The following is a 7,545-nucleotide window of genomic DNA, read 5'->3' on the forward strand; positions in this document are numbered from 1 at the left end:
ATATGGTCCAGATGGTAACAAAATCCTTTAGTCACTGGCGCGCCCTCTGCGTTGCGCCAGTCAGTCTGAATCGCTAGAGTTCGGCAGTCTTTTTACTCGCTCGACTCAATAATCAATACAAATGGGAGTGACTTGTGGAAATTGCCTGTCTGGATCTTGAAGGTGTACTGGTCCCGGAAATCTGGATCGCTTTCGCCGAAAAAACCGGGATCGAATCGCTCCGTGCCACCACTCGGGACATTCCCGATTACGACGTGCTGATGAAGCAACGTCTGCGAATCCTCGACGAACACGGCTTGAAACTCACCGATATTCAGGAAGTGATTGCCACTCTCAAACCACTCGATGGCGCCATTGAGTTCGTCAATTGGCTGCGTGAGCGCTTTCAGGTGGTGATTCTGTCGGATACGTTCTACGAATTTTCCCAGCCGCTGATGCGTCAACTGGGCTTCCCGACGTTGCTCTGCCATCGACTGATTACCGACGATACCGGTCGGGTGACCAGCTATCAGCTGCGTCAGAAAGACCCCAAGCGTCAGTCGGTGTTGGCCTTCAAGAGCCTTTACTACCGGGTGATCGCGGCGGGGGATTCTTACAACGACACCACGATGCTGGGTGAGGCGGATGCCGGGATTCTGTTCCACGCGCCGGACAATGTGATCCGCGAGTTCCCGCAGTTTCCGGCGGTGCATACCTTTGACGAGCTGAAGCAGGAATTTATCAAGGCTTCGAATCGTGCTTTGAGTTTGTAGTCGACCTTGAGGACGCCTTCGCGAGCAGGCTCGCTCCCACAGGTGATCACCGACCCTGTAGGAGCCGGGCTTGCCCGCGATGCTTTTAAAGGTTTTGCAGGGTATCGAGCAACACCTTTACCTTGGTAATCGATTCCTGATACTCGGCCTGCCATTCGGAATCGGCGACGATCCCGCCGCCGCCCCAGCAACACACCTGCCCGTCCTTGACCAGCAAGCTGCGAATCGCGATGGAGCTGTCCATCTCGCCGCGCACGTCCAGATACAGCAGTGACCCGCAGTACAAGCCGCGCCGGGTTGGCTCCAGCTCATCAATGATCTGCATCGCACGAATTTTCGGCGCACCAGTGATCGAACCGCCGGGGAAGCTGCCGGCGATCAGGTCCAACGCATCCCGTTCATCCGCCAGTTCACCGGTCACGCTGCTCACCAGGTGATGCACATTCGGATAGCTTTCCAGGCTGAACAACTCCGGCACCCGCACCGAACCGATGCGACAGGTGCGGCCGAGATCGTTGCGCAACAGGTCGACAATCATCAGGTTTTCCGCACGGTCCTTTGGGCTGGCCAGCAGTTCGGCGGCGTTCGCAGCATCTTCAACTGCGGTCAGGCCGCGAGGGCGGGTGCCTTTGATTGGGCGGGTTTCCACATGACGTTTGCTGACTTTGACGAAGCGCTCTGGAGACAGGCTCAGCACCGCGCCACCCTCGGGCAGGCTCTGGAAACCGGAAAAGGGTGTCGGGCACGCGGCTCGCAGTGCGACATACGCAGCCCAAGGATCGCCTTGGCACTCGGCGCGGAAGCGCTGGGCGAAGTTGACCTGATAGCAATCACCGGCCTGAATGTAGTTTTGAATACGTTCCAGCGCCCGGCGATATTCGTCGGCGCTCAGATCGGCACTCATTGGTGATTTCAGTGTGAAGGGGTCAACAGCTTCGGCGGTCGGCTGACTGAACAGCATGATCAGACGCTGGCGTTCGCTATCGATCAGCGACGGGTGAAACACCAGTTGACTGGTTTGCAACTGGTGATCGCTGATCAAGGCCCAGTCATACAACCCGAAACGCGCGTCGGGCAAGTGCAGGTCGTCTTGCGACTGACTCGGCAGATGCTCCAGGTGCCGACCGAAGTCGTAGCTCAGATAACCGATCAGGCCGCCAGCGAAGGGCAGTTCATCAGGCACAGCCGCTTCACCGAGCCGTGTCAGATGATCGCGCAAGCGTTGCAGGAAATCTCTGCCGCTTTCGTCGGGCAGCACCGCCAATTGCTCCAGCGGCCAGGCGCTGAGCAGATCAAAACGGCCACGCTCGGCGCTCGGCCGGCCACTGTCGAGCAGCACGGCACCGGGGGCATGACGAATCGCCGCGAAGTACTCGGCGGGGTTGGCTCGATAAGGGAGTGGGTGTACAGAACAGGTCAACATGGGCGGGGCAGATCAGCCATCGAGGCGGGGTGGCGATTGTAGACCTCTGCAGGAATTGCTCCTAGAGGGGATGTCGGGAAGAGATAGATTGAGAGCGGCTGATTGCATCATTGTGGCGAGGGGGCTTGCCCCCGTTGGGCTGCGAAGCGGCCCCAAAACCATTCACTTTAATAGTGCCAGGCAGATCACATCAGCTGGTTTGCGACTGCTGCGCAGCCGAACGGGGCAAGCCCTCTCGCCACAAAGCCCCCTCACTACAGGGATCAGCCCTCAACCGCCGGAATATGCCCAAACATCTCCTGAACAAACTCCACTCGCTCTTTCACCGTCTCAGTAACCCCGCGAGCCTTCAACTCCTCCAGTCGAGCCTCTACCGCGTGCGTGCGCAAGGTCAGGCCGCAATCGTTGGCGATCTGAATGTTCAACCCCGGCCGGGCATTGAGTTCAAGAATCATCGGGCCTTTTTCCTGGTCCAGGACCATATCGACGCCGATATAACCCAGCCCGCACAGCTCATAACAGCCGGCGGCGAGTTTCATGAAACCGTCCCAGTAGGGCAGTTRCACGCCATCGACTGCGTTGGTGGTGTCCGGGTGTTTGGTGATGATGTTGTTCAGCCACGTACCGCGCAATGTCTCGCCGGTCGCAAGGTCGACGCCGACGCCGATGGCGCCCTGGTGCAGGTTGGCCTTGCCGCCGGATTGCCGGGTCGGCAGGCGCAACATGGCCATCACCGGGTAGCCCATCAGCACGATGATGCGAATGTCCGGCACGCCTTCATAGCTGATGCTCTTGAAGATCTGGTCCGGGATCACCCGGTATTCGATCAGCGCGCGATCGCGGTGACCGCCCAGGGAATACAGGCCGGTGAGGATACTGGAGACATGGTGCTCGATTTCCTCATGATCGATGATCTTGCCGGACACCGTGCGGTAGCGGCCCTCGAAACGGTCGGCAATCACAATAATGCCGTCACCGCCCGCGCCCTGGGCCGGTTTGATCACGAAGTCGGTGCGCCCGCCGATGATCTCTTCGAGGTTGTCGATTTCCTTCTCGGTAGAAATCACGCCATACATTTCCGGCACATGAATGCCGGCAGCAATGGCGCGTTCCTTGGTGATGATCTTGTCATCGACAATCGGGTACAGGCTGCGCTTGTTGTACTTGAGCACGTAGTCCGCGTTGCGCCGATTGATGCCCATGATGCCCCGGGCTTCCAGGGCCTTCCAGGTCTTCCAGAAACCGAACATCAGGCGTCAGCCTTCTTCAGGAACGCCTTGAAACGCACCAGTTCGGTCAGGCGGTAGCCGCGATAGCGACCCATCGCCAGCATGAAGGCCACCAGGATCAGCAGGATCGCCGGGAAGGTGAACACGAAGTACACCAGCTCCGGTACGGTCATGATCAAGTGCGCCAGGGATGCGGCGAACAGGGTGCCGATGGCCACTTTCATGGCAAAGCCCGAGCCGCGTTCTTCCCAGGTAATCGACAAGCGTTCGATAGTCATCGTCAGAATCACCATCGGGAACAGCGCCACCGACAGCCCGCGTTCCAGGCCGAGTTTATGGCTGAACAGGCTGATGGCTGCAATCAGTACCACCACGAAGGTCAGCACCACCGACAGCCTCGGCAGCATCTGTAGCTTCAGGTGTTCGAGGTAGGAACGCAGCGTGAGCCCCAGCGCCGTGATGATCGTAAATAGCACGATACCGAAGCCGAGCTGGGTTTCGCGGAAGGCGAGGGCGATCAGCACCGGGGTAAAGGTGCCGAGCGTCTGAATGCCGATCAGGTTGCGCAGGATCAGAATCACCAGCACGCCAATCGGGATCATCACCATGATCATGAATGTTTGCTGGGTCTGCAGCGGCAGGCCATACAACGAGTATTCGAGGAAGTTGGCGTCGGTGTTTTCATCGGTCAGCTTGGCCAGGCGAATGGCGTTCATTTCGCTGTTGTTCAGGCTGAACGTCACGCTGGCTTTTTTGCCGCCATCGACCGTGATCAGGTTTTCATCGCCGGTCCACCACAGCAAACGGTCGGTCGGCAGGCCTTGCTCACCGGTTTCCGGGTTGAAGTACAGCCAGTCGGTGCCGTTGAAGCTGCGCAACCACAGCTCAGGCACTTGCGGCTGGTCGGCCACCAGACGAATGGTATGGACCTTCTCCACTGGCACGTGAGCGATGGACAGTACCAGCTCGATGATTTTGGCTTTGTTTGCGCTGGACGGATCGCCGGCCAGCAGCAGTTTCACATTGTCGTCGCTGAGGTTGTTGACCCGTTTGATCGCCTCGCCAATGAAGGTTTCGACGTCGGCCGAGTGCTGGCGAATCGGAGCGAGCAGGGCGTCGGCGGCGATTTTTTCCGGGCCTTCGACGGCGATGCTGTCGCGGAAAGTCGGGCCTTTGACTTTGGATTTTTCGCCGGAGTAACGCTTGGTCAGCACCAGGCGGTAATACAGTGTCTGGTTGCCCTTGGCCCGGCGCGCCGACCAGGTGACCTTGCGGTTGCCGTCGACACGGTTCACCGCCACGCCGTAATTATTGGAGATGAAGCTTTCGTTGAGGCTGACGAAGTCGCGGCTCAGCGGCGGCACGAACATCTGGATTTTGACCGGGTCCTTTGCACTGGCGACGAACTCGACCTTGGCGTCGATGTTCCACAAGTCGTCGGTGGCATCTTCGGTCACCGGAATGCCGAGCACGAAGATCTGATAGGCCGTAACTGAAATGCCCAGCACCACCAGGATGGCGATCAGCATTTTCAGATGGAGGTTGAGAGAGCGCATTGGAATTACTCTGCGGTATGAGCGTCGGTGGCGCAGGCGGGTTTGCCAGCAGCGTATTTAAGACTGGGGTCGACCAGCGCATCGAAGCGTTTGAGCGCTTCGGAGCCAATCAACAACGGGTATTGGAAAGCGCTGCGGTCGGTCAGGTTCACTTCGATGCTGCGTAAAGCCGAACCCATGCAAATGTCCAGCTCGATCACCGGGCGTGCCGTGTACTTCTTGCCTTCTTCCGGGTCGTAGTCACCGGCCCGACGCTTGATCTTGCTGACTCGGGCCAGTGGGCGTTCGATCGGGTGCGAATGGGCGGCGTCGATGGCCAGGTAAAAGCGCACCCAGGACTCGCCATTGCGCTTGAAGCGTTTGATGTCGCGAGCACTCAGTGAAGCAGTCTTCGCCCCGGTGTCGAGTTTGGCTGCGACTTCAAGGTTGATGCCATCCAGGGACGCGTACTCGTTGAGGCCGTACACCGTCTTACCCCCTGCCGCGGCAAAACCGGGCAGACAAAGGAGATAAAGGAATGTCGGGAAGGGCTTGAGTCTCATAAATCCTGGTGTGCAGCGGTCCGTACTTCGATTCAAGGCCCTGGCATTACTGCACAAGTTCCCTCGTATGCCTGTCAGCTATTAATGACAAGCCGTGCAGATGCCACAAACAAATGCGGGCGGCATTCTAGCACGGTGGTTTGATGGCGCCAGCTCTGGCAGGCGGCTATAAACCACTGTGCTGCTTTGTTATGGAGCGACTGGTTATTAGACGATTGTCGACAATATCGAATTAACCTTTGACTAAGCGCCCTGTTTTCGCTAGTTTTTGCGCCATCAGCTTTCAAGGTGTCGACAATATGTTGGATCAACTGGATCCCCCGCTCACTACCCAAGACGATTCGGAGACACTTTCCGAAAACGTCTTTCGGCGTATTCAAGCGGCCATCGTCAAGGGCGAGATCGCCCCGGGCAGCAAGATCTCCGAGCCAGAGCTGGCGCGCATCTATGGCATCAGCCGCGGGCCGCTGCGTGAGGCTATCCACCGCCTGGAAGGCCAGCGTCTGCTGGTGCGCGTGCCGCATGTTGGGGCGCGGGTGGTTTCGCTGAACCATGCCGAGTTGCTTGAGCTCTACGAAATCCGTGAGTCCCTTGAAGGCATGGCCTGCCGCCTGGCCGCCGAGCGCATGACCCTCGAAGAAATCGACGAACTGCGCCGCGTCCTCGAAACCCACGAGCGCGATGAGGCGTTTCGGGCCGGACTGGGCTACTACCAGCAGGAAGGCGATTTCGACTTCCATTACCGAATCATCCAGGGCAGCGGCAACCGCACGCTGACCCAAATGCTCTGCGGCGAGCTGTATCAATTGGTGCGCATGTACCGCATCCAGTTTTCCACCGTACCTAATCGCCCACACCAGGCGTTTGCCGAGCACCACCGAATTCTCGATGCCATCGCCGACCGTGACGGTGAACTGGCCGAGTTGTTGATGCGCCGTCACATCGGCGCCTCCAAACGCAATATCGCCCGTCATTACCAGGACGGCGCTAACCCGACAGCCAAACGAGGTGAGTCATGAGTTTGAACAAGAGCACTCCAGGCCAGCGTTTCCGCGATGCGGTCGCCAGCGAGCATCCATTGCAAGTGGTCGGCGCGATCAACGCCAACCACGCGTTGCTGGCCAAGCGCGCCGGTTTCAAGGCGATCTACCTGTCGGGTGGCGGCGTAGCTGCCGGCTCCCTCGGTGTACCGGACCTGGGCATCACTGGCCTGGATGACGTGTTGACCGACGTGCGTCGTATCACCGACGTCTGTGACCTGCCGCTGCTGGTGGATGTGGACACCGGTTTCGGTTCCTCGGCGTTCAACGTCGCCCGTACCGTGAAATCGATGATCAAGTTCGGCGCTGCCGCCGTGCACATCGAAGACCAGGTCGGCGCCAAGCGTTGCGGCCACCGTCCTAATAAAGAAATCGTATCGTTGCAGGAAATGGTCGACCGCATCAAAGCCGCAGTCGATGCGCGTACTGATGACAGCTTCGTGATCATGGCTCGTACCGATGCCCTGGCGGTTGAAGGTCTGGAATCTGCCCTGGATCGCGCTGCTGCGTGCATCGAGGCCGGCGCCGACATGATCTTCCCGGAAGCCATCACCGAACTGGACATGTACAAGCTGTTCGCCAGCCGCGTGAAAGCCCCGATCCTGGCCAACATCACCGAATTCGGCGCGACCCCGCTGTACACCACCGAGCAACTGGCTGGTGCTGATGTATCGCTGGTGCTGTACCCGCTGTCCGCTTTCCGTGCGATGAACAAAGCCGCGGAAAACGTTTACACCGCAATCCGCCGCGACGGCACGCAGCAGAACGTCATCGACACCATGCAGACCCGCATGGAGCTTTACGATCGCATCGACTACCACACCTTCGAGCAGAAGCTCGATGCGTTGTTCGCCGCGAAGAAGTAATGACGGACGCATTCCTGTAGCAGCTGCCGAGCCCGCGAGGCTGCGTCCGAGGCCGAAGGACTCGCAAAAGTCTGGTGGCCGATTTAGCGACTGCTACGCAGCCGAACGCTGCCTCGCGGTGCTCGACAGCTGCTACA

7 protein-coding genes are annotated in these 7,545 nt (G+C 58.8%); 3 read left to right on the plus strand and 4 right to left on the minus strand.

Annotated features, from left to right (window positions below; genetic code table 11):
- Positions 1-134: 134 nt before the first annotated feature.
- The gene (gene thrH, locus AC1DRJ_RS15430; protein ID WP_477802930.1) at positions 135-752 is read left to right on the plus strand and encodes a bifunctional phosphoserine phosphatase/homoserine phosphotransferase ThrH; all 618 of its coding nucleotides are present in this window, start codon (positions 135-137) and stop codon (positions 750-752) included.
- Between the two features lie 85 nt (positions 753-837).
- Here the strand turns inward: thrH and pabB are convergent, their stop codons facing one another.
- The 4 genes from pabB to rloA all read right to left on the minus strand — a co-directional run bounded on the left by pabB (position 838) and on the right by rloA (position 5,502).
- Positions 838-2,175 (minus strand): aminodeoxychorismate synthase component I, encoded by a 1,338-nt coding sequence (pabB, locus tag AC1DRJ_RS15435; RefSeq protein WP_477802931.1) that lies wholly within the window; start codon positions 2,173-2,175, stop codon positions 838-840.
- Between the two features lie 263 nt (positions 2,176-2,438).
- Complete coding sequence (locus AC1DRJ_RS15440; RefSeq protein WP_477802932.1) at positions 2,439-3,425, minus strand: alpha-L-glutamate ligase-like protein; 987 nt, start codon at positions 3,423-3,425, stop codon at positions 2,439-2,441.
- Positions 3,425-4,960, minus strand: coding sequence for an osmotic stress tolerance membrane protein RloB (gene rloB / locus AC1DRJ_RS15445; RefSeq protein ID WP_477802933.1), 1,536 nt, complete (start codon positions 4,958-4,960; stop codon positions 3,425-3,427). Before rloB ends, AC1DRJ_RS15440 begins: the two co-directional genes overlap by 1 nt.
- Before the next feature lie 5 nt (positions 4,961-4,965).
- The gene (gene rloA, locus AC1DRJ_RS15450) at positions 4,966-5,502 is read right to left on the minus strand and encodes a retropepsin-like aspartic peptidase RloA (RefSeq protein WP_477802934.1); all 537 of its coding nucleotides are present in this window, start codon (positions 5,500-5,502) and stop codon (positions 4,966-4,968) included.
- A 302-nt stretch (positions 5,503-5,804) separates the two neighbouring features.
- Between rloA and AC1DRJ_RS15455 the strand changes: the two genes are divergently transcribed.
- Complete coding sequence (locus tag AC1DRJ_RS15455) at positions 5,805-6,521, plus strand: GntR family transcriptional regulator (RefSeq protein ID WP_405046871.1); 717 nt, start codon at positions 5,805-5,807, stop codon at positions 6,519-6,521.
- On the plus strand, positions 6,518-7,408 hold the full coding sequence (prpB, locus tag AC1DRJ_RS15460; protein ID WP_027922545.1) for a methylisocitrate lyase: 891 nt from the start codon (positions 6,518-6,520) through the stop codon (positions 7,406-7,408). Before AC1DRJ_RS15455 ends, prpB begins: the two co-directional genes overlap by 4 nt.
- The last annotated feature ends 137 nt before the right edge of the window (positions 7,409-7,545 follow it).

It is taken from the genome of Pseudomonas sp. P5_B2 (assembly GCF_056400445.1).